Source organism: Vibrio sp. RE88, from assembly GCF_013113835.1.
In the GTDB taxonomy this organism is placed as follows: domain Bacteria; phylum Pseudomonadota; class Gammaproteobacteria; order Enterobacterales; family Vibrionaceae; genus Vibrio.
Map to the genome: position 1 here is coordinate 61,847 of NZ_VTYQ01000010.1, position 19,908 is coordinate 81,754.

Consider the following 19,908-nt stretch of genomic DNA (forward strand, 5'->3'; position numbering starts at 1 on the left):
AGTGACCATAGTGCTCAATATTACTGACAAAAAAGTCGAAGAAGCCATTCCGCCGATTTTACGTCTGGGGTTCCGGCCCTTCTTTTTGCTTGGGGCCGTTTATGCTGTTATTGCTATCGCCTTGTGGGTATGGATGTTTCAAAACGGCCAGCCTGCGGCGTTAAAGGTACCTGCTTTGTGGTGGCATGTGCATGAGATGCTGTTTGGTTTCTCGATGGCGATTGTGGTGGGGTTTGTCTTGACCGCAGTCCAAAACTGGACGGGAATCCATGGCACCAAGCACCATAGATTGGCGCTACTGGTTGGCTTGTGGTTGCTTCCGCGTGTGCTGTTCTGGACACCTACGCCTTTGTGGTTGATTTCATCGATAGAGGCTCTGTTTATCGCTTTTGCTGCTTATGAAGTTGGCAGTCGAGTGATCAAAGCCAAAGGGTGGAAAAATCTGTTCTTTGTGCCCTTGTTTGTTTTGGCGATTGCGGCGAACTTTGCCAGCTACGCGACCATTAAGGGGATGCCGCCGTTTCCTTCTTCAGCGGTCTGGCAGGCAATGTTGTGGTGGTTTACGATTTTACTGTCGGTGATGGGCGGGCGAGTGATCCCATTCTTCACAGCTCGGCGATTTAATTTTGATAAACCACAGCCGATGACTTGGCTAGAATGGACGGCAAACCTACCGCTGGTCAGTTTATTTATTCTGAGCTTTTTCCCTGTCACTTTTGCTCAGCTTGGGCCTTCTCTGATGGTCATTTCCGGTTTAGCACATTTAGTACGTGTGATGAGATGGCAGCCGTGGCGCACCGTTAAAGAGCCGCTGGTATGGGCACTACATTTAGCTTACTTGTGTATTCCGGTCAGCCTATTATTGAGAGGGTTACTCGATAACCCATTTGCGGGCCACAATATGTTGCATCTGTTTGCGATTGGAGCGCTCGGCGGCTTGATACTGGCGATGATCGCTCGTGTCACCATGGGGCATACTGGGCGAGCAATTTATCAGGGCCCAAATATGGCGTTAGCGTTCGCTATGCTGACGGCCGCTGCGTTAGTTCGTAGTGTTGGTGTAGTTCTATGGCCAGCCCAAATGATGTTGATGATCGATATCAGCGGGTTGTTGTGGGTGCTGGCGTTTACTCTGTATGTGATTAAGTTTGGCCCTATGTTGCTAAAAGCGAGAGTCGACGGTCATCCAGGTTAAGTAGGTAACGGCTGCCTTCGCGCGCTGGTCGATTCACTTAGCAGAAAAATAAAAAGGGTTGATGCATACACATCAACCCTTTTTCTATTCGGCTACCAGCTTAGTTATTGCTGTGTAGCTCAGAGTTCAGCTCTACTGCAGTTTTGTTCGCTAGACATTCAATCTGACCAGTCACTGAGTTGCGACGGAACAGTAAATCAGACACGCCAGCTAGGTCGCGAGCTTTCACCACTTCCACTTCGTTGCCTTCTGAATCCAGCATACGAACCTTAGCACCCGCAGTGACATACAGACCAGACTCAACAGTACAACGATCACCCAGTGGGAAACCAAGGCCTGCGTTTGCGCCTAGCAGTGAACTTTCACCGATAGAAACGACAACTGAACCACCACCAGATAGCGTACCCATGATTGAAGCACCACCACCAATATCAGAGCCGTTACCAACCACAACACCAGCAGAGATACGGCCTTCAACCATGCTCACACCCGTTGTACCCGCGTTAAAGTTGATGAAACCTTCATGCATAACGGTTGTGCCTTCGCCAACATGAGCGCCAAGGCGAACGCGTGAAGTATCAGCGATACGCACACCAGCAGGTACCACGTAATCAACCATTTTAGGGAACTTATCGACACAATCGACAGATAGGTTACGGCCTGCTAGGCGTGCTTCAATTTGGCGTTCAGCCAGTTCTGGCAGATCGATAGGGCCTTCGTTAGTCCAAGCAATGTTGTGCAATAGACCAAAGATACCATCAAGCACAGTACCGTGAGGTTGAACTAGGCGGTTAGAGATAAGTTGAAGCTTTAGGAAGCCTTCAGCAACAGAAGCTGGCTTCTCATCTGCTGCAAGAACAACAAGTACTAGCGGTTGTGAAGACTCCGCGGCTTTAGCTGCAAATGAGGCGTTTGCAGCATCACCGTTTGCTTCGAATGCACCGGCAAGTTCAGCACTTTGTGCCGCAGAGATTTCGATCGCTTGGTTGCCTTGCTCGTAACCTGCTACTTTTGCGACTGCGTCTACCAGTGCGTCAGACGGGTTAAGAACTGGGTTCGGGAAAAATGCTTCAATGATTTTTCCATCGCGGTTTTTGGTTGCCGTACCGAAGGCTAGAGAAAAGTAAGCCATGTTGAATCTCCGTGTAGTAATCGTCAGTCTGGAAGAGTGAACTCTTCCTCCAAATCAGTTGAGTTCATCATAAAGAGAGCTTTTTCGACTTTAAAGAGCAGAAACAGATAAAGTCTGTAGGTCGATACGTTTTGTCTCTTTAGCGATATCTTGTCTTTTTATCTATATAGGTAAGTTGTGAGGGCGATAATGGTCGTTGAGTGTGAAAGCAAAATAAAAAGAGCCCGAAACTGAGTTTCGGGCTCTTTAAATAAGACTTTACTTTAAACTGATTGGCGTTTGCTTTTTAGCTTTATATTGTCCAACCAAGACACCCGTTGAGCTTGGGTGCGAAAGCAAAATTACTTGCTTAGGTCTTCTGCGTGCTCAGATAGGAACGCTGCAACACCTTTTGGAGATGCGTCCATACCTGCTTTACCTTCTTCCCACTGTGCAGGACATACTTCACCGTTCTTCTGGTGGAAGTTTAGAGCGTCAACCATGCGTAGCATTTCGTCGATGTTACGGCCTAGTGGTAGGTCGTTAACAACTTGGTGACGTACAACGCCTTCTTCGTCGATTAGGAAAGAACCACGGAAAGCAACGCCTGCTTCTGGGTGCTCAACGTCGTATGCTTTACAGATTTCGTGCTTAACGTCAGCAACTAGTGGGTACTTAACTTGACCGATACCGCCATCTTCGATAGCAGTGTTACGCCATGCGTTGTGAGAGAACTGAGAATCGATAGAAACACCGATTACTTCAACACCTTTAGCTTGGAAATCAGCTAGACGGTTGTCGAAAGCGATTAGCTCAGATGGGCAAACGAAAGTGAAATCTAGTGGGTAGAAGAAAACAACCGCTTTCTTACCTTTAGTGAACTCTGCAAAGTTGAAGTTATCAACGATCTCACCGTTACCTAGAACAGCTGCAGCAGTAAAATCTGGGGCTTGACGACCTACTAGTACCATTTTTTTGCTCCTAAAATATATGGTTAGTTCCAAACCAATTGATTCGTTTTTGGTTTGGTCCGTGTTTGTACGCGACAAACTATAGTACAGATTGTAGTATGGAAAAAAGCGAAATAAATAGATTGAGTTAATCGAAAAAAGCGATAATGCTAAACCATTATCTTGATCACTGGATGAGCAGTAGTTACATATAGAATTATGAATAAGTGGCCTAGCCTCAAGCAATTACATTATTTGATAACCCTTCACGAAACACGCCACTTTAGTGAGGCGGCGGAACGGTGCTTCGTGAGTCAGTCAACACTCAGTAAAGGTATTCAAAACCTTGAAGAGCTGATTGGTTGTCCTCTCTATGAGAAGAAAGATAAGAAAAGCCCGTTAGTGTTTACACTGGCGGGAGAGCAAGTTGTCCAACAAGGGCGTGAACTTCTGGCAAAAGGACAAGATCTGGTGGAACTTGGTCGTCTTTGTCAGGGCGATGAAATGGAAGGGCAATTGCGTGTGGGCTGTATTCCAACCATTGCGCCTTTTTTACTCTGTGATTTGGTGCAGGAAGTGAACCAGCGCTTCCCTTTACTGAATTTACTGCTAAGAGAAGACACCACAACCAATTTACTGGCGGCGCTGCGCCATGGTGAATTAGATGTACTTATCTTAGCTTTGCCAGTTGATATAGATGGCATGGAAAGCAAAATTGTCGGTAATGATCCATTTCGGATGATCATCAGCCGTAATCAGGCCGACGCGATTCAGACCCCGATTAAGTACGATGACCTGCCTGATGAGTTTGTGTTCTTACTGGAAAAAGAACACTGCCTAACAGAACATGCCGTTTCTGCTTGCCAGCTGACTAAGAAAGAGAAGATTAACCCATTCTCGGCAACCAGTTTACATACCTTAGTTCAGATGGTTGCCAATGGGTTAGGAACCACCTTTATCCCCCAGATGGCAATCGATCACGGGTTGATTGATAACCAGAACTTAGTGGTTGTTGATGCTCCTGGGCAGCAAGCACACCGCCATATTGGGCTAGTTTGGCGCCCTAGTTCTTCAAGAGTGAATACTTTTAATCAACTGGCACAAGTCGTGTCAGAGCTGCTTTAGCGATAAGTATTAGACCAAATCTCGATGATGCCTTCCAAAAGCACACTAGTTTTAGTGTGCTTTTTAGCATTTTATTCTGTTGGTGAACTTTAACTTGTAAAATTTTACAAAGAAATCTTGATGAAGCTTTCATTAAATTGTGAAATTTCACAGTGTCAATTTTACAGCTCACTAAAAACACTCTGTTTGACCCGCCTCCGTAATAGCCACGAAATCCCCTGTCTGATAAAGCGATGCCTGATTTACTCGTAAGTTAAACGCGTGTTTGAAACGGTTTTACAGCTCTAATTTTACTGTAATTAAATTACGTAACTAGTTACATTTTGGTGATCAAAATCAACAACTTATGGGCAGCGGAATAAAACTTTGAATTTAGTCGATAGGCTACTTTAGGACTTTTGCTCTACCGTATGTTGGTGTAGTTTAAATGAAGGCTCTGTAAGACTTATGTCTAGATTGAAAAGGCAAACCAAGTTAGCCAAGGTAGAGCTCACAAGACAAAATAAACGAAGAAAGCAGTGATCAATTAGGATGTTTGATTGTTGTTTTATAGTTACAAATGTAACTCTTCAAAAATTAGAGCAACCACTGATGCAAACCATAACAGTCATCGTTGTATCGGAGCGTTAAAGGAAGAGAATATGCTTGCCAACACACCAGATAGAGAAAAAACAACAGCCGAAGCCCAAGAAACCTTACACCAAGAAGGCATGCTTGAAGTGACTGGTACCCTTTCACCAGAACATCAGGCGATTTTCCCTGTTGAAGCCCAAACCTTTTTATCTCTTCTGTGTGCTCAGTTTGCCAGCCAGACCGATACCTTGCTTGCTCAACGTGAAGAAAAGCAAGCACGTATCGATGCTGGGGAACTGCCAGACTTTCTCGAAGATACACAAGATATCAGAGAAGGTAGCTGGAAAATTCTCGGGATCCCTCAAGATCTGCAAGACCGCCGCGTAGAAATCACTGGTCCTACTGACCGTAAAATGGTGATTAATGCGCTGAATGCAAACGTGAAAGTGTTCATGGCGGACTTTGAAGACTCGATGTCCCCTGCTTGGGATAAGGTGCTAGATGGTCAAATCAACCTGCGCGACGCAGTGGATGGTGAGATCAGCTACACCAACCCGGTTAATGGTAAGCAATATGAGTTGAAGGATGATCCTGCGGTTTTGATCTGCCGAGTACGTGGTTTACACCTAAAAGAAAAACACGTGACGTTTAATGGTGAGATCATTCCGGGAGCTTTATTCGACTTTGCGCTTTATTTTTACAATAACTACAAAGCGCTAATGAAAAAGGGCAGCGGCCCATACTTCTACCTACCAAAGCTGCAATCGTATAAAGAAGCGCAGTGGTGGAGCAAAGTGTTCCATTTTACTGAGGATTACTTTGGCCTAGACACAGGTACTATCAAAGCCACCGTGCTGATTGAAACACTGCCAGCCGTGTTTGAAATGGATGAAATCCTATTTTCGCTTAAAGAACATATTGTTGGTCTTAACTGCGGTCGCTGGGATTACATCTTTAGCTACATCAAAACACTGAAAAAGCACCCAGATCGTGTCCTTCCGGACCGTCAGGTTGTGACCATGGATAAGCCGTTCCTAAATGCCTATTCGCGTTTACTTATCCGTACCTGTCATCGTCGTGGTGCCTTTGCAATGGGTGGAATGGCAGCATTCATTCCAGCAAAAGATCCACAGGAGAATCAAAAGGTTCTCGACAAAATTCAAAATGATAAATCACTGGAAGCAAATAACGGCCATGACGGTACTTGGGTGGCTCACCCTGGTTTAGCCAACACGGCAATGGAAGTGTTTGGCAGCGTGCTGGGCGAGAAAACCAATCAACTTGATGTTTCCCGCTCGGATGACGCGCCAATTACTGCCAATGATCTGCTCGCGCCTTGCCAAGGAGAACGAACAGAGCAGGGTATGCGCCACAATATTAGAGTAGCACTTCAGTACATTGAAGCTTGGATCTCTGGCAATGGCTGCGTCCCTATCTACGGCTTGATGGAAGACGCCGCAACGGCAGAAATTTCCCGAGCGTCGATATGGCAATGGATTCAGCATGGAAAAGCGCTCGACAATGGTCAAGTAGTAACCAAAGCCTTGTTCGAACAATACCTCAGTGAAGAAATTGACGTCGTGAAAACAGAAGTTGGAGATGAACGTTATCAGGCGGGTCGTTTTGAAGAAGCGGCTGAACTGATGGCCAAACTGACCACCAGCGACGAACTAACGAACTTTTTAACGATTCCAGGTTATGACTACTTGGACTAATGAATCAATAACAACATCAGTAACGTGAACATTCCGAGGCGGAGATGGATGTACCGCCAGAGAAAAAATAAAAACAGCGCCCGTATTGTCAACAAATAGCAGCGCACATCAATAGAGGGATAGACCGATGACTAATTTAACTCGCCGCCAACAAATCGAAGCTCTTGAAAAAGACTGGGCAACTAACCCACGCTGGAAAAATGTAAAGCGTCCATATACAGCAGAAGAAGTCGTAGAACTGCGCGGTTCGATGGTGCCAGCCAACACAATTGCGCAGCGCGGTGCAGACAAACTGTGGTCTTTGGTCAACGGTGATGCTAAGAAAGGCTACGTAAACTGTTTGGGTGCACTGACAGGTGGTCAGGCAGTGCAGCAAGCGAAAGCGGGTATTGAAGCGATTTACCTATCGGGTTGGCAAGTAGCGGCAGATAACAATACTGCATCGACTATGTACCCTGATCAATCACTTTACCCTGTTGACTCAGTGCCTTCAGTGGTTAAGCGCATTAACAACTCATTCCGTCGTGCGGACCAAATCCAATGGTCTGGCGGCAAATCACCGGCGGATGAAGGCGGTATCGACTACTTCCTACCAATCGTTGCAGACGCAGAAGCCGGCTTTGGTGGTGTACTTAATGCTTACGAACTAATGAAGTCGATGATTGACGCTGGCGCGGCAGGTGTTCACTTTGAAGATCAGCTAGCTTCCGTGAAGAAGTGTGGTCACATGGGAGGTAAAGTTCTTGTCCCGACTCAAGAAGCGGTTCAGAAGTTGGTTGCAGCTCGTCTGGCAGCTGACGTAGCGGGCACCACGACACTGGTTATCGCTCGTACGGATGCAAACGCGGCAGACCTACTGACTTCCGATTGTGACCCATACGATAAAGACTTCATTCAAGGCGACCGTACTCAAGAAGGCTTCTACCGTGTACGTGCAGGCATTGACCAAGCAATTGCTCGCGGCCTAGCTTACGCACCATACGCTGACCTTATCTGGTGTGAAACGGCAACCCCGTGTCTGGAAGAAGCGCGTAAGTTTGCAGAAGCGATTCACGCTGAATACCCAGATCAGCTGCTTGCGTACAACTGTTCTCCTTCATTCAACTGGGAGAAAAACTTGGATGCAGAAACCATTGCTAAATTCCAGCAAGAGCTCTCTGACATGGGCTACAAGTACCAGTTCATCACACTAGCGGGTATTCACAATATGTGGTTCAACATGTTCGAACTTGCGCATGACTACGCACAAGGTGAGGGTATGCGCCACTACGTTGAGAAAGTTCAGCGCCCTGAGTTCCAGGCGGCAGAGAAAGGCTACACCTTCGTTGCACACCAGCAAGAGGTGGGTACAGGCTACTTCGACAAGATGACCAACACCATCCAAGGTGGTAACTCATCAGTCACGGCTCTGACTGGCTCAACGGAAGAGGACCAGTTCTAAAGTATCCCTGTCATGATGACCAAGGCTCTCTCTTGCTAGCCTTCGGTCATCGATATTCTGTTTAGGCATAAACTTTGACATGCTTTGAGCGACATTAAGTCGCTCTTTTTTTGCCTATCACTCAACTTCTTCAGGTTCGGCTTCTTCTTGCAGTTCTAGCAAATTGATGGCGATGGCAACAAAGTCACTGTCAGTGATAATACCGACTAACTGGCCCTTTTCGACCACAGGTAGGCAGCCAACCTTGTGCTTTTGCATGTAGATGGCGCTTTCTTTCAACCCTGCTTGAGGAGAAACCGTCATGACGCCGGTTTTCATCACTTCATAAAGTGGGGTGTTGAGGGTGAAGGACTGGTTTTCTGGAATTTGCTGTAAGCTCGATTCTTGTGCGGCCAACACATCACGCTGAGAAACCACGCCCAATAGCTGCTTATTGGCATCGACGATAGGTACGTGACGAATATCTAGTGCTTCCATGGTATGTTTTGCGTCGGCAAGTTGGTGAGAGCGTAGTAGGGTGTGGGGATTACGCGTCATCATGTCTTCGACTTTTATCATGGCTGCCTCCTGAGTTATTATTTTTACCTCTTTAATATAGTAATTTTCCACTCGGGAGTATGAGAGCTGGATAGATTTTTATTCCGATAACCTTGAAAAAAATGTGGCGAATTATGTACAGAATATCCAGCCATTTTTACAGCCTTCCTCTATACACCCGCTAATTCAATATTGATTACAATAATTCACATCTCAATCCTTGCTATTGCGCTTGTGCGGCATATACTAGTCGGCTGCGAAAAACTCGTCGTCTGTTTGTGACAGAATCAGTTCGACTTCCATCACGACGTAAGAATCCACGACAAAAGATTAGTAACATGCAAGTATCAGATTTCCACTTTGATTTACCCGATGAGCTGATAGCTCGTTATCCTCAGCCAGAGCGTACCGCTAGCCGTTTGCTTCAACTTGATGGCAACAGTGGTGAGTTAAGCGATGGCACGTTTACGGATGTACTTGAGCAAGTGCAGCCGGGCGATCTTGTGGTTTTCAATAATACTCGTGTGATTCCAGCGCGTATGTTTGGCCGTAAAGAATCAGGCGGTAAGCTGGAAGTATTGGTTGAACGAGTGCTTGATGAAAAAAGCATTCTGGCTCATGTGCGCTGTTCTAAATCGCCTAAACCGGGTTCAACCATCTTTATTGGTGAGAACGACGAGTATTCGGCACAAATGGTTGCCCGCCATGACGCCTTGTTTGAATTGAAATTCAATGCTGAGAAGAACGTGTTGGCGGTTTTGGAAGAGATCGGCCACATGCCGCTTCCACCTTATATTGATCGCCCAGATGAAGATTCAGATAAAGAGCGCTACCAAACGGTTTACAACGAAAAGCCGGGTGCAGTAGCAGCGCCAACAGCGGGTCTGCACTTTGATGAAGCGCTGCTTGAGAAAATCAAGGCGAAAGGTGCGGAGTTTGCTTACGTGACTCTTCACGTAGGCGCCGGTACATTCCAACCGGTTAAGGTCGACAATATCAACGATCACCACATGCACGCAGAGTATGTGGAAGTACCCCAAGAAGTGGTGGATGCGATTAACGCTGCCAAAGCGCGCAATGGTCGAATCATTGCTGTGGGTACAACCTCGGTACGCTCACTAGAAAGTGCTGCGCAGGATGCATTGAAGAAAGGCACTGCGCTTGCCCCCTTCTTTGGTGATACCGAAATCTTTATCTACCCAGGTTACGAATATCAGTTAGTGGATTGCTTAATCACTAACTTCCACCTGCCAGAGTCGACGCTGATCATGTTGGTCAGTGCATTTGCAGGTTACGAAAATACGATGAACGCATACAAGCACGCGGTAGAAAACCAGTATCGTTTCTTCTCGTATGGTGATTCGATGTTCATCAAGAAAAAAACGGACTAGCTGCCTCTTACGCTAGTCAGCTTTTTTGAAATTGAGTTATTTACGAGTGCTAGCAGTAGGCTAGGACGCAAATCAGAAGGTTGATTTGTATCTCGCATGGAAGGCGACCGCTCCCTAATGGGGATAACCCCGAAAATATCGTCAGACTGTTTCTCTGACAATTGGAGGCTTCGTGAAGTTAAAATTTGATCTTAAGAAGAAAGATGGTGTTGCACGTCGTGGTCAACTGGCCTTTGAACGTGGCACTGTTGAGACACCTGCTTTTATGCCTGTTGGTACTTACGGTACTGTTAAAGGTATGACGCCTGAAGAAGTTAAAGGCACAGGTGCTGAGATTCTTCTTGGTAACACTTTCCACCTTTGGTTACGTCCGGGTCAGGAAATCATGAAAATGCATGGCGACTTGCACGATTTCATGAACTGGCACGGTCCTATCCTGACAGACTCAGGCGGTTTTCAGGTATTCAGCTTAGGTGACATCCGTAAGATCACTGAAGAGGGTGTACATTTCCGTAACCCTGTAAACGGTGACAAGATTTTCATGGACGCAGAGAAGTCGATGGAAATCCAAAAAGACCTTGGCTCTGACATCGTGATGATCTTTGACGAATGTACGCCATACCCAGCGACGCACGCAGAAGCGAAGAAGTCGATGGAAATGTCGCTACGTTGGGCTCAACGCTCACGTGATCATTTCGATAAGCTAGAAAACCAGAACAACCTGTTTGGTATTGTTCAGGGCGGCGTTTACGAAGACCTACGTGATGTCTCGGTGAAAGGCCTGACGGAAATTGGTTTCGACGGCTACGCTGTCGGTGGTTTGGCTGTTGGCGAACCAAAAGAAGACATGCACCGTATTCTTGAGCACACCTGTCCACAGCTTCCGGAAGACAAACCTCGTTACTTAATGGGTGTTGGCAAACCAGAAGATTTAGTAGAAGGTGTACGTCGCGGTATTGATATGTTTGACTGCGTAATGCCAACGCGTAATGCCCGTAACGGCCACCTATTTGTGACTGGCGGTGTGATCAAGATCCGTAATGCGAAACATAAAACGGATACAACACCATTGGATCCTGAGTGTGACTGTTACACTTGCCAGAATTACTCTAAGTCGTATCTACACCACTTAGATCGCTGTAATGAGATTCTAGGCGCTCGTCTGAATACCATTCACAACTTACGTTACTACCAACGTGTGATGGAAAGTATTCGTAAGGCGATTGATGAAGATCGATTCGATGAGTTCGTCAAAGAGTTCTATGAGCGTCGTGGTCGCGAAGTGCCACCACTGGCGAAAGAACAGTAATTGACCAGATAAAAGAATTAAAGCCTTTGGCATTTCGCCAGAGGCTTTTGCTAATAAAGTAGGCAGACGCAGTGAATTTTTGAGAGAGTGATCTCTAATAGTTACTCTTTCTCTTGAAACTCAAAAGCGTAGGCCCAACTTGGAATATTAATAAAAAATAATAGAGGATTGTTTTAATGATTATTTCTCCAGCTTACGCAGCAGAAAGTGCACCAGCAGGCGGTGGTTTCGAAATGCTAATCATGCTTGGCATGTTCGCGGTAATTTTCTACTTCATGATTTACCGTCCACAAGCTAAGCGCGTGAAAGAGCACAAGAGCCTAATGTCTTCCATGGGCAAAGGTGATGAAGTTCTGACTAGCGGCGGCCTAGTGGGTAAAATCACTAAGATTGCAGAAGACAACGACTACATCTCAATTGAGCTAAACACGAATAACGAAGTTGTTATCAAGAAAGATTTCGTTACTGCAGTGCTACCAAAAGGTACGCTGAAGTCTCTATAAAACAGCTAAAGGATCCTCGCTGTGCTTAACCGCTATCCGTTATGGAAGTACTTGATGGTGGTGTTTACCATCGCTATCGCAGCATTGTATGCACTTCCAAATATCTACGGTGAAGATCCGGCAATTCAAGTTACAGGGGCGCGTGGCGCCTCTGTAGATATGTCAACGCTGGATTCTGTCACTGAAGCTCTTGATGAAAAGGGCTTATCTCATAAATCCATTGCTCTCGAAAATGGATCCATTCTTGTACGCTTCAACGATACCGACACTCAGATCAGTGCTCGTGATGTCATCAATGAAGCTCTAGGTAAAGACAATATTGTTGCTCTTAACCTAGCTCCTGCAACTCCAGACTGGTTAGAAGCGATTGGCGCAGCGCCAATGAAGCTAGGCCTTGACCTGCGCGGTGGTGTTCACTTCCTGATGGAAGTAGATATGGACGCAGCGATGGAAAAACTGGTCAGCCAGCAGGAAGAAGCTTTCCGTAGTGAACTGCGTGAAGAAAAGATTCGCTACCGTGCGATTCGTCCTTCAGGTAAAGAGGCTGTTGAAGTCTTGCTGCGCAATGAAGAGCAGCTTGCGGATGCCAAACGCTTACTGCAACAAAACCATCCTGATATGACCTTTGTCGATTCAGACTCTGATGGTCGTTTCACTCTGACTGCCACTTTTACTGAGCAACGTCTGACCGAGATTCGTAACTACGCTGTTGAGCAGAACATTACTATTCTGCGTAACCGTGTAAACGAACTGGGTGTTGCTGAACCACTTGTACAGCGTCAGGGCGCAAGCCGAATTGTTGTTGAACTGCCAGGTGTTCAAGACACCGCTCGTGCGAAGGAAATTCTGGGTGCGACGGCAACACTTGAATTCCGCGAAGTCGACGACAAAGCGGATCTTGCTGCTGCAGCCAGTGGCCGCGCGCCAGCGGGCAGTGAAATCAAGCAAGACCGCGATGGTCGTCCGGTTGTGCTTAAGAAACGCGTTATCCTAGGTGGTTCTAGCATCACTGACGCGAGCTCAAGCGTGGATGAATATGGCCGTCCTCAAGTTAACATCTCGCTAGACAGCGAAGGTGGTAACAAGATGTCAGCGTTCTCTAAGAAGAACATTGGCAAGCTGATGGCAACCGTGTTTGCTGAGTACAAAGACAGCGGACGTAAGACGCCAGATGGTCGCGTTATCCTGACGAAGCATGAAGAAGTGATTAACCAAGCAACGATTCAATCAGCGCTTGGCCGTAACTTCCGCATCACAGGTATCGACTCGGCGGCTGAAGCGCACAACCTCGCACTACTGCTTCGTGCAGGTGCTCTGATTGCGCCGATTTCTATCGTTGAAGAACGTACGATTGGTCCATCTATGGGTCAACAGAACATCGACATGGGTATCATGGCATGTATCTGGGGTATGGCGGCAGTTATGCTATTCACGCTGCTTTACTACCGTAAGTTTGGTCTGATTGCCAACACCGCGCTGATGGTAAACCTCGTACTGATTATTGGTGTGATGTCGATGATTCCGGGAGCAACGATGACGTTGCCTGGTATTGCCGGTATTGTTCTGACGGTCGGCATGGCGGTCGATGCTAACGTCTTGATTTTCGAACGGATACGTGAAGAGTTGCGTGACGGGCGAAACCCTCAGCAGGCGATTCATCAAGGTTATGCGAACGCATTCAGCACGATTGCCGATGCCAACATCACCACTTTGATTACCGCCATCATCCTGTTTGCTGTAGGTACAGGCGCAATCAAAGGCTTCGCCGTAACGCTGTCTATCGGTATCTTAACGTCTATGTTTACTGCCATCATTGGTACACGTTGTATCGTGAACCTGATGTACGGTGGTAAGCGCATCAACAAACTGTCGATCTAAGGCTAGGAATTATTATGTTTCAGATTCTAAAAGCAGACAAATTGATCGACTTTATGCGTTGGTCGAAATTCGCTTTCGTGCTGTCGATCCTGATGATTGGCGCGTCGATTTTTACTCTTTCTACCAACTGGTTAAACTGGGGCCTAGACTTTACTGGCGGTACGCTGATTGAAGTTGGCTTTGAGCAGCCAGCCGATTTGGAAGAGATTCGTACTGCGCTAGAAGCAAAAGGTTTTGGTGACGCAACGGTTCAAAACTTTGGTAGTGCTCGTGATGTAATGGTTCGTTTGCGCCCTCGTGATGGTGTTGCAGGTGAGACTTTGGGTAACCAAATTCTTTCTGCCATCAAAGAAGGCACGGGTGAAAGCGTTGAAATGCGCCGTATCGAGTTTGTCGGACCAAACGTAGGTGACGAGCTAACAGAAGCGGGTGGTCTGGCGATCATCGTTTCTCTTATCTGTATCCTGATTTACGTTTCGGTGCGATTCGAATGGCGTTTAGCGGCTGGTGCGGTACTTGCTCTGGCACACGACGTTATCATTACGCTTGGCGTGTTCTCATTGATGCAAATCGAGGTTGACCTGACGATTGTGGCAGCTTTGCTGACGGTAGTGGGGTACTCGCTCAACGATACCATTGTTGTATTTGACCGTATTCGTGAAAACTTCCGCAAGATGCGTAAAGGCGAACCGGCTGAAATCATGAACAGCTCAATCACACAAACATTGAGCCGTACCTTGATTACATCCGGTACTACCTTGTTCGTAGTCATTGCTCTGTTCACGCAAGGCGGCGCTATGATTCATGGTTTTGCCACCGCACTTCTACTGGGTATCACTGTAGGTACATACTCTTCAATCTATGTGGCTTCGGCACTGGCATTGAAACTGGGTATTACTAAAGAGCATCTGATGCCGCCTCAAGTTGAGAAAGAAGGCGCAGAGTTTGACGAAATGCCATAAGGCAAAACGTGTTGTATAACAAAGGCCGCTGACTAGTCAGCGGCCTTTTGTTTTTATCGGGGTAATGAACCATCTGAATCAATCGTCCTTCATCAACAACGCCTGATTGACGCTAGGCAAAAGCATGTTTTCTTTAGTGACGAAAATGGTCTCGGTAGCGATGTTTTTGGAATACTCTTGGCCCAGAAAGGCTTGGTATACGGTATAGACACTTTTGTAGCCCATTTCGAAAGGTTGCTGGATGATAAGCCCATAAATAGAACCGTCTTCGAGTGCATTCACCAGAGAGTCGTTGGAGTCGAAGCCGATGTGGATGAGTCCCTCTGGGGCAGAGACGGTGTCCAGAGCCATAAGTACACCTAACGTGGTGGATTCATTAGGTGTAAATATGCCGTCTAATTCAGCAATTTGACTTTGAAGAATTCGCTCCGCATTTTTACGAGCTTCTCCAATTTTAGTATCAAGATAATCATCGACAGCCACGATGAGCCCAGATGAAGTCGCGCCATCGAAAAAGCCCTTTTCACGAGCATCGGTAGAAATCACGCCCTTTTTCATTCGGAGTAACGCGACCCTTCCTTTGTTACCCAGCTTTTTAGCCATTTCTTTTCCTGCGAGGACGCCAGCTTGATAGTTGTTAGTGGCAATCACGCTGACCACATCAGGCGAGCCTGTATCTCGATCAAAGTAGACTGTGGGTACCCCCGCTTCTTTTAGGCGGGCGACATCATAGGCCCTATCTCTGGTATTCGGAGCCAAGACTAAGCCGATGCAGGCATTTTCCATGACTTGGTCGATGATGTAGCGCTGAGCACTGACATCGGATTCATCGTGGGGGCCACGAAAGTAAATTTTAAGGCCTAACTCTTGGCCCGCTTTCTCACTTCCTGCTTTGACGGACTTCCAGAAATCATGCACTGAGCCTGCTGGAACCACGCCAATGCAATCTTGAGCAAACGAAAAGGAGCTGTATATGAGAGCAAGTAAGTACATCATTCGTCGTGTCATGGCGTTTCTCCTTCTACCCATCTGGCACTCAATATTTGAAACTAACCGATGCGACAGGGGTTAACATTAACCCTAGTTGATGTGCGCTAAGATCATCAAGAAGTCCAATCGACAAGACATTATTGTTGGAGTTGATATGATGGAGAAAAGACTAAAAAGGGAAGCAAGTTATGCCACATTTACGTTTTCGTGCTGTCGAGCCGCAAACGGTTCAAACCTTATCGAAATCTCTGATTGATGAGTTGCAGCCGCACATGGATTGCCCTCGTGAAGATTTCACATTCGAGTACATCTACACTACGTTTTATCATGAAGGTGAGGTGAGTCAGGCGTATCCGTTTGTTGAGGTATTGTGGTTTTATCGTGGACAGCAAACTCAGGATGCCGTTGCAGAGATTATTACTCAGCAAGTGCGTGGGATGATTGGCGAAGATGTGGATGTCGCGGTGATTTTTACCGCTCTGGATGCCAAAGCCTACTACGACAACGGTGAGCATTACTAAACAGAAACTTTAGGAGATAGTGCATGGGATTGGCAATCAAAGGATGGTTGAAGCAAGCTGGATTCACTGTACTTCTCCTTTTCACATCTTCGCTTCAGGCCAGCCCCTGGGAGCAGATCCAATCCCCTTCGACGCAATCTCCTCAAGCGATTGGCAGCTATGCCAACGGTTGTCTCACAGGTGCGGCGGCGCTGCCTCTCCAAGGAGAGGGCTATCAAGTATTACGCAGCCAGCGACAACGTTACTATGCTCACCCACAGGCCGTCAGTTTTGTTCAGCGTTTGGCGGTTCTGGCTGCGCAGCGCCTTAATACTCGTATTCTGATTGGCGATATCTCCTTACCTCAGGGAGGGCGCTTCTCCTCTGGGCATTCAAGCCATCAGACGGGGTTGGATATCGATATTTGGCTCAAGCTGGCTGATGACAAGCTTTCTTCGCAGCAGCTTAGCAAGCCCGAACCAATGAGTGTGGTCAATCTCCAGCAGTATCAGTTAGTCAAACGAAACTGGGACCAACGCCATTTTGAGCTGATAAAAATGGCAGCGAGTGATGAGGAAGTTGCACGCATCTTTGTTCACCCTGTCATCAAAGAAAAACTGTGCACACAGGAAATATCGGCTGAGCGGAGCTGGTTGAGAAAAGTACGGCCGTGGTGGGGGCACCATTATCATATGCACGTCAGGCTAAAATGCCCTGAGGGGAACATCACCTGCAAACCACAGGCTTCGCCGCCTAAAGGTGACGGATGTGGGGCTGAGCTGGCCAGTTGGAAACCACAGCCTAAGCCTGCCGCGCCAAAAGTCGCGGTAAGTAAACCGAAGAAGAAAAAAATGAAAGTGATGCCGATGGAATGTCAGCAATTGTTGGAAAGCATTTGAGCAGAATTACCCAATAGAATAAAAAATGCCGCTCATTGGAGCGGCATTTTCTGTTTAAGCTAACCCTTGGATGATGACGAACTTTTCTAACAACTCTTCTTCAGTCTCGACATGATTTGGGTCAGTGATGATGCATTTGGTGATCGGGCACACCGACTGGCAGGTCGGTTTCTCATAGTGGCCTTTACATTCAGTGCAAAGATCGGGGTCGATCTCAAAGATAGTGTCACCCATGGTAATCGCGCCGTTCGGGCACTCTGGGTCACACATATCACAGTTAATGCACTTATCCGTGATCAACAACGCCATGGTTATTTACCTGTTGGATTACGGGTATCCTGACCATTATTAAGATTGCGCATTAACAGACCGTATTCTAGGTCCATGTCCTGAGGTACAGGAATGAAAACAAAGTGGCCGTTTCCTTTTGCGTCATCAACGGGTTGTGATTTACGGTTTTCCATTGCTTCGAGGGTAAAGACAACGTTGCCTTTTGGCGTCATAAGCTCAAGGCTGTCACCAATAACGAATTTGTTCTTTACTTCAACTTCAGCTAGATCACCACGACGTTTACCCGTGAACTCACCGACAAATTGCTGAGCATCAGATACGGAATAACCGTAGTCGTAATTTTGGTAAGTGTCGTGTGTATGACGGCGTAGGAAGCCCTCTGTATAACCACGGTGAGCCAAGCTTTCAAGCGTGGTCATCAGGCTTTCATCGAATGGCTTGCCCGCAACTGCATCGTCGATCGCTTTACGATAAACCTGAGCGGTACGCGCACAGTAGTAGAATGACTTAGTACGGCCTTCAATCTTGAGTGAGTGGACACCCATTTTAGTCAGGCGCTCTACGTGCTGAATGGCACGCAGGTCTTTCGAGTTCATGATGTAAGTGCCGTGCTCATCTTCGAATGCCGCCATCTTTTCTTCTGGACGGTGGCTTTCAGAAAGCAGTACTACTTCGTCGGTTGGTTTACCTAGGCCAAGTGTTGCTTCTGGGCGCTCATCTTGTACTTCAACCGCTTGCGCTTCATTAGGATCGAAGGCTTCAACGATATCACCAGAGTCGTTCTCTTTGCCTTTTTCGACGTTGTATTCCCAACGACATGCGTTAGTACAAGTACCTTGGTTAGGGTCACGCTTGTTGATGTAACCAGATAGGAGGCAGCGACCTGAGTAAGCCATGCACAGCGCACCATGAACGAAGACTTCAAGTTCCGTTTCAGGACAGTGCTGACGAATTTCTTCGATCTCTTCCAGAGAAAGCTCGCGAGAAACAATTACACGTTCAACGCCATTAGCTGCCCAGAATTTAACTGTTGCCCAGTTGACGGCGTTGGCTTGAACGGACAGGTGAATTGGCATCTCTGGGAATGCTTCACGAACCATCATAATCAGACCCGGATCCGACATGATGAGCGCATCAGGCCCCATTTCAACCACAGGCTTCAGGTCACGGATGAAGGTCTTGAGCTTGGAGTTGTGTGGCTGGATGTTACATACCACATAAAGCTTCTTGCCCTGGGCATGCGCTTCGTCGATACCAATTTTTAGGTTCTCGTGGTTGAATTCGTTGTTACGTACGCGAAGGCTGTAACGAGGCTGGCCTGCGTATACCGCGTCTGCACCATAGGCAAAGGCGTAACGCATATTTTTCAGGCTACCCGCTGGTGACAGTAGCTCAGGTACGAATGCTTTCTCAGTAGTCATGTGTAATTCTCTTAGTCTGATCTCAAGTCAGGTCCATTCCACCTTATGGAATTGGGGCGCAAATTTTACGCCAAAACGTGACCTGTGACTAGAAAAAAGTCCATAACTTAGGTGAGGAGATTACAGATAGGCGCTCGAACATGCCGAGCACCTAGAGAAGGGGTTAAGCGTTAGGGTGAGGTAAGCCGCCTAAACACTCGTATAAGTTTGGCAGGAAGGCACTTAACTCGCCGCACATGAGTGAGAAGTCTGCGTCAAATCGTGCAGCCTGATCTTCACGAGGAATATCATCATTTTGATCTTTCAGCTCATCAGAGAATTTAAGGCGCTTGATGCTGCCATCTTCTGCCAGAATGAACTCAATACGCTCTTGCCACCAAAGGGCCAGTTTAGTCACTACCTTATCGGCATCAATGTGACTGCGAATTTCGTCTGCCGTTAGTTCTTGTTTCTTACAGCGGATCACACCGCCTTCTTCAAGAACCGACTTAAGCTCAGCTTCGTCCAACATCTGCATCCCAACCGGAGTGTCGCCCGTTTTCACCCATTCAGTTAACGTGGTCTCAACGGCTCTCTCTGGAATGGCTGGCACAACAGGTAGGCTACCCATGGTTTTACGTAGAAGGGCGAGCACATCTTCCGCTTTCTTATAGCTGCTGGCATCCACCAGAATAAAGCCTTCTTTAGGCAGAACAAGAACAAAGGTATGGTTGCTGCGGCTGAATGCGCGCGGTAGCAAATCCATGACAATGTCATCTTTGAGATTGTCTTTCTCTTTTTTCTTCAGAGGTCGGCCTTCTTGCGCTTCCATCGCCTCAACTTTTGCATTGAGTGATTCTTTGATCACAGACGCTGGCAGCATTTTCTCTTCTTTCTTCGCGCAGATCAGAATGCGGTTTTCAGACACGTGAGTCATCATGTCGCCATGTTTACCCATAGCAGTGACCCAGCCAAACTTTTGCTTGTCCTGACTGCCACACGGCGTAAAACGAAACTCTTCAAGCTGCTTTTCCAGCTCGTCTGCTTTGAATTCAATATCTCGGTTAAAACGGTAAACCAGACAGTTTTTAAACCACATACACTTTCTCTATACCTGAAGTTTGGTCGCTCATCATAA

General features: G+C 47.0%; 18 protein-coding genes. 11 read left to right on the forward strand and 7 right to left on the reverse strand.

Features of this window, described 5'->3' with window-relative positions:
• Window positions 1-10: 10 nt before the first annotated feature.
• Complete coding sequence (locus F0265_RS20485) at window positions 11-1,195, forward strand: NnrS family protein (protein ID WP_171750187.1); 1,185 nt, start codon at window positions 11-13, stop codon at window positions 1,193-1,195.
• A gap of 100 nt (window positions 1,196-1,295) precedes the next feature.
• Here F0265_RS20485 and dapD read toward each other — a convergent pair whose 3' ends face one another.
• Window positions 1,296-2,327, reverse strand: a complete 1,032-nt coding sequence (dapD, locus tag F0265_RS20490) for a 2,3,4,5-tetrahydropyridine-2,6-dicarboxylate N-succinyltransferase (RefSeq protein ID WP_095561166.1) — start codon at window positions 2,325-2,327, stop codon at window positions 1,296-1,298.
• Between the two features lie 341 nt (window positions 2,328-2,668).
• Window positions 2,669-3,277: a peroxiredoxin C gene (locus F0265_RS20495; RefSeq protein WP_019274128.1), complete on the reverse strand. Its 609-nt coding sequence runs from the start codon at window positions 3,275-3,277 to the stop codon at window positions 2,669-2,671.
• A 198-nt stretch (window positions 3,278-3,475) separates the two neighbouring features.
• Here F0265_RS20495 and F0265_RS20500 point away from each other — a divergent pair, with 198 nt between their 5' ends.
• The 3 genes from F0265_RS20500 to aceA all read left to right on the forward strand — a co-directional run bounded on the left by F0265_RS20500 (window position 3,476) and on the right by aceA (window position 8,110).
• Window positions 3,476-4,381: a hydrogen peroxide-inducible genes activator gene (locus tag F0265_RS20500; RefSeq protein ID WP_029235947.1), complete on the forward strand. Its 906-nt coding sequence runs from the start codon at window positions 3,476-3,478 to the stop codon at window positions 4,379-4,381.
• Between the two features lie 641 nt (window positions 4,382-5,022).
• On the forward strand, window positions 5,023-6,669 hold the full coding sequence (gene aceB / locus F0265_RS20505; protein ID WP_171750188.1) for a malate synthase A: 1,647 nt from the start codon (window positions 5,023-5,025) through the stop codon (window positions 6,667-6,669).
• A gap of 127 nt (window positions 6,670-6,796) precedes the next feature.
• On the forward strand, window positions 6,797-8,110 hold the full coding sequence (gene aceA / locus F0265_RS20510) for an isocitrate lyase (RefSeq protein ID WP_006959764.1): 1,314 nt from the start codon (window positions 6,797-6,799) through the stop codon (window positions 8,108-8,110).
• Window positions 8,111-8,227: 117 nt separating this feature from the next.
• On the opposite strand, the gene F0265_RS20515 is transcribed toward aceA, so the two are convergent.
• Window positions 8,228-8,668 carry a CBS domain-containing protein gene (locus F0265_RS20515; protein ID WP_171750189.1) on the reverse strand — a complete coding sequence of 147 codons (441 nt, stop codon included), beginning with the start codon at window positions 8,666-8,668 and terminating at the stop codon, window positions 8,228-8,230.
• Between the two features lie 317 nt (window positions 8,669-8,985).
• On the opposite strand from F0265_RS20515, the gene queA reads away from it, so the two are divergent.
• The 5 genes from queA to secF all read left to right on the forward strand — a co-directional run bounded on the left by queA (window position 8,986) and on the right by secF (window position 14,690).
• Window positions 8,986-10,038: a tRNA preQ1(34) S-adenosylmethionine ribosyltransferase-isomerase QueA gene (gene queA / locus F0265_RS20520; RefSeq protein ID WP_171750190.1), complete on the forward strand. Its 1,053-nt coding sequence runs from the start codon at window positions 8,986-8,988 to the stop codon at window positions 10,036-10,038.
• 172 nt (window positions 10,039-10,210) lie between these two features.
• Window positions 10,211-11,347, forward strand: coding sequence for a tRNA guanosine(34) transglycosylase Tgt (gene tgt, locus F0265_RS20525; protein ID WP_171750191.1), 1,137 nt, complete (start codon window positions 10,211-10,213; stop codon window positions 11,345-11,347).
• 176 nt (window positions 11,348-11,523) lie between these two features.
• Complete coding sequence (gene yajC, locus F0265_RS20530; RefSeq protein ID WP_006959758.1) at window positions 11,524-11,850, forward strand: preprotein translocase subunit YajC; 327 nt, start codon at window positions 11,524-11,526, stop codon at window positions 11,848-11,850.
• A gap of 21 nt (window positions 11,851-11,871) precedes the next feature.
• On the forward strand, window positions 11,872-13,728 hold the full coding sequence (gene secD, locus F0265_RS20535; RefSeq protein ID WP_080568951.1) for a protein translocase subunit SecD: 1,857 nt from the start codon (window positions 11,872-11,874) through the stop codon (window positions 13,726-13,728).
• A gap of 14 nt (window positions 13,729-13,742) precedes the next feature.
• A complete protein-coding gene (gene secF, locus F0265_RS20540; RefSeq protein WP_045986172.1) occupies window positions 13,743-14,690 on the forward strand; it encodes a protein translocase subunit SecF in 948 nt (315 codons plus the stop codon).
• A gap of 78 nt (window positions 14,691-14,768) precedes the next feature.
• Here the strand turns inward: secF and F0265_RS20545 are convergent, their stop codons facing one another.
• Entirely contained in the window at window positions 14,769-15,698 is a 930-nt protein-coding gene (locus F0265_RS20545; RefSeq protein WP_253809528.1) for a substrate-binding domain-containing protein, read from the reverse strand.
• A gap of 170 nt (window positions 15,699-15,868) precedes the next feature.
• On the opposite strand from F0265_RS20545, the gene F0265_RS20550 reads away from it, so the two are divergent.
• Both F0265_RS20550 and mepA read left to right on the forward strand, forming a co-directional pair.
• On the forward strand, window positions 15,869-16,201 hold the full coding sequence (locus F0265_RS20550; RefSeq protein ID WP_006959754.1) for a DUF1904 domain-containing protein: 333 nt from the start codon (window positions 15,869-15,871) through the stop codon (window positions 16,199-16,201).
• Between the two features lie 23 nt (window positions 16,202-16,224).
• Window positions 16,225-17,079, forward strand: a complete 855-nt coding sequence (gene mepA / locus F0265_RS20555; RefSeq protein WP_171750192.1) for a penicillin-insensitive murein endopeptidase — start codon at window positions 16,225-16,227, stop codon at window positions 17,077-17,079.
• 54 nt (window positions 17,080-17,133) lie between these two features.
• Here mepA and F0265_RS20560 read toward each other — a convergent pair whose 3' ends face one another.
• The 3 genes from F0265_RS20560 to rdgC form a co-directional block, all read right to left on the reverse strand.
• Window positions 17,134-17,388, reverse strand: coding sequence for a YfhL family 4Fe-4S dicluster ferredoxin (locus F0265_RS20560; protein WP_006959752.1), 255 nt, complete (start codon window positions 17,386-17,388; stop codon window positions 17,134-17,136).
• Window positions 17,389-17,390: 2 nt separating this feature from the next.
• Window positions 17,391-18,791 carry a tRNA 5-hydroxyuridine modification protein YegQ gene (gene yegQ, locus F0265_RS20565; protein WP_065740647.1) on the reverse strand — a complete coding sequence of 467 codons (1,401 nt, stop codon included), beginning with the start codon at window positions 18,789-18,791 and terminating at the stop codon, window positions 17,391-17,393.
• Between the two features lie 163 nt (window positions 18,792-18,954).
• Window positions 18,955-19,869: a recombination-associated protein RdgC gene (rdgC, locus tag F0265_RS20570; RefSeq protein ID WP_171750193.1), complete on the reverse strand. Its 915-nt coding sequence runs from the start codon at window positions 19,867-19,869 to the stop codon at window positions 18,955-18,957.
• Between the last annotated feature and the right edge of the window lie 39 nt (window positions 19,870-19,908).